Consider the following 2,391-nt stretch of genomic DNA (forward strand, 5'->3'; position numbering starts at 1 on the left):
GCGGTGCACAGCGCATAGCGGGCCAGCAGCACGTCGTTGCGCGGCACTCCGGCGGCCTCGGCACGCTCCTCGAACTGGCGCAGGTAAGCCAGCAGCTGCGCTCGCAGGCTGGCCGGCGCCGGGTGGGCCAAGGTGCTGCGCAGCCGGGTGAGCAAGGCCAGCAGTGGGCCGGCAGCACTCTCCAGGGGGTTCAGGCCCCGGGCCTGGCCGGCCGGCAGTGGCGCCGCCGGCACGGCCAGGGACGGTGCTGGCCCAGGGCTCGAGCGCCCGGGCTCGGGAGCACGGCCACCGGGGCGCGGCATGAATTGGGTGCGGTCATTGGCCGGGGACGGCTGCCCTGCCGAATCGTCGAAAGGATGCATCGCGACTTATCCTCGAATGGCCCAGAAGGCCAGGTTCAAGCCCGGGAATTCTCCCGCGACGTGGAACGCGAAGCCTCCGGAGTGAACCAGCTGTTTCCAGTGCTCGCTGCCACGGTCGAGCTCGTAGTAGGTGGAACCGGCGTGATACGGCAACTGGCGTGGCGCCACCGGCAGCGGCAACAGGCCGATGCCCGGCAACTGCAGGTTGACCAGATCGCGGATGTGCTCCACCGAGCCCACCTTGCTCTGCTGGGCAAAACGCCCGCGCAAGGTCTCGCCGGGCACGTCGGCGCGCACCACCAGAATGAAGCTGGCGTTCTCCAGCAGGGTGCGGTCGGCGAGCATCGCCACGTGCACGCCGTAGGCTTTCTCGATGATCGGAATCGGCGTCGCCTTACTGTCGATCAGCATCGACAAGGCCTCGCGCAGGGCCTGCATCACCGGAGCGAAGCTCAGGGCCAGCTCATCGTGCTGGTACTGCGGGTACTCCACCGGGCGTCGATCGCTGTTGGAGAAGGTCGAGAATTCGCCGGCCAGGCTCACCAGCTCGCTGTACAGGCGCTCGGGGTGCAGCGGGCTGATCTGGTTCAGGTGGCTGACCAGCGGTTGGGCGCGGTTCACCAGTTGCAGGAGCATGAAGTCGGCAATTTCCGAGGCGCCACCGGCCCCCGAAGCCACCACCCGTCCGGCCAGGGCTTCGCCGCGCTGGTGCAGCAGGCCCAGCAGTTCGCTGCGAAAGGCACTCAAGGGCTTGGACGCGGCCACATCCAGCAGCGGCGGGATGTAGCTGTCATCCAGCACCAGGGCGCGGTCGGCGCGCTTCTCCTTGACCCGCACCACGCCGATGGCGGCGTAGTCGCTGAGGCCGTCCGCAGCAGTGAGCAGGCGCAAGGCCCGGGAGCCCACCGCCACTGGCGCACGGTTTTCAAAAGGTGCGTTATCGTCACGCACCTCGCGCACCTGGCTCAGGTAGCGGGCGCCACCCAGCGCCTCGCCTTCGTCCACGGTGTCCCGGGCGCCGGCGCGCTTGAGGGGCAGCGCCAGGTACACCAGGCCATCGCGCAGGTTGTCGTCGATGCTCAGCGGAGCCGGCGCCAGGTCGTCATGGGGAATGTTGAACGGTGTGCCGTCGGGCAGCAGGCCGCGGGCGCTGACAATGGCCAGCTTGCCCTGGGCCAGCAGGCCCTGATCGATACGCAGCTCGGAGAATCCCCAGGCCCCCGCCGACAGCGGACGGCTGCGGGCATCGATGAGGTTTTCCAGGTAACGGTCATGCTGCTGGAAGTGCTGGGTTCCAATGAACATGCCTTCCGACCAGACCACGCGATTGTTCCAGGACATGGTTGCTCCGATTGCCTATTGGGCAGGGCTGGATGGGGGGGCCACGAGCTCGGCGCTGATCGCGCGGACATCGAGGACGATCTGATACTGATTGTTCAGGTGCTGCGCCGTGTTGACCCCGACTCGCCACAGGGCCTGGTCCACTTCGCGATACCCCACCAGCAGGCCGACCTGACGGGTGGCCGGGTCCAGGGTGCGCTTGAGGGTGAACTGGTCGCCGGGCTTGACCAGCACTTCATCCTGGTCGATCAAGTCAGGGCCCAGGGTCGCCGGGGCCCGCTCCGCCAGGGCGAAGTAGTCGGCACGCATGAAGGTGGCCGGGTTCTTCAGCTCGAAGATCCGTACCCGTACCGGGGTGCTCAGGCCATCAGGACCCGGGTTGAGCCCGGCCACGGCCTGGAAACGCAGCTCCACGGTGGTCGCGCCAGGTTCTTCCTTGGCCGGCTCGGCGGGCGTTGGTGCGTCCTTGGCACAGGCCGCCAGTACCAGCATGGCGACCAATGTCAGCAATCGTTGAATCATCCTGCGTCCTCAATGACGTGTCAGCTGTCCGTGTATCCGTGTGTTTGGGGTGTTCCAGGCGCGCTCAGGAGCGGCGCAGCCGGTGGGTATGTTCTTCGTAGGCGCGACTGAATTCGCGCCCGAAAAGGTCCTGGAAATCGTCCTGGGCCTCTTGGGAAATCTGCTT

General features: G+C 67.1%; 4 protein-coding genes. All 4 read right to left on the reverse strand.

Features of this window, described 5'->3' with window-relative positions; all coding sequences use genetic code 11:
* Positions 1 to 362, reverse strand: a 362-nt coding sequence (locus BLX41_RS33925) for a DotU family type IV/VI secretion system protein (protein ID WP_185073879.1), incomplete at its 3' end; no start/stop codon positions are given.
* 6 nt (positions 363 to 368) lie between these two features.
* Positions 369 to 1,703: a type VI secretion system baseplate subunit TssK gene (tssK, locus tag BLX41_RS31445; protein ID WP_123728015.1), complete on the reverse strand. Its 1,335-nt coding sequence runs from the start codon at positions 1,701 to 1,703 to the stop codon at positions 369 to 371.
* Positions 1,704 to 1,718: 15 nt separating this feature from the next.
* Positions 1,719 to 2,225: a type VI secretion system lipoprotein TssJ gene (gene tssJ, locus BLX41_RS31450; protein ID WP_123728016.1), complete on the reverse strand. Its 507-nt coding sequence runs from the start codon at positions 2,223 to 2,225 to the stop codon at positions 1,719 to 1,721.
* Between the two features lie 64 nt (positions 2,226 to 2,289).
* Positions 2,290 to 2,391 (reverse strand): hypothetical protein (locus BLX41_RS36850; RefSeq protein WP_259745449.1); only part of this gene is annotated, 102 nt, incomplete at its 5' end.

Source organism: Pseudomonas protegens (assembly GCF_003732485.1).
Classification (GTDB): domain Bacteria; phylum Pseudomonadota; class Gammaproteobacteria; order Pseudomonadales; family Pseudomonadaceae; genus Aquipseudomonas; species Aquipseudomonas protegens_B.

Bases quoted from the DNA above. Each gene is read 5' to 3' on its own strand.
- tssK (WP_123728015.1), bottom strand. From the start codon at position 1,703: ATGTCCTGGAACAATCGCGTGGTCTGGTCGGAAGGCATGTTCATTGGA.
- tssJ (WP_123728016.1), bottom strand. From the start codon at position 2,225: ATGATTCAACGATTGCTGACATTGGTCGCCATGCTGGTACTGGCGGCC.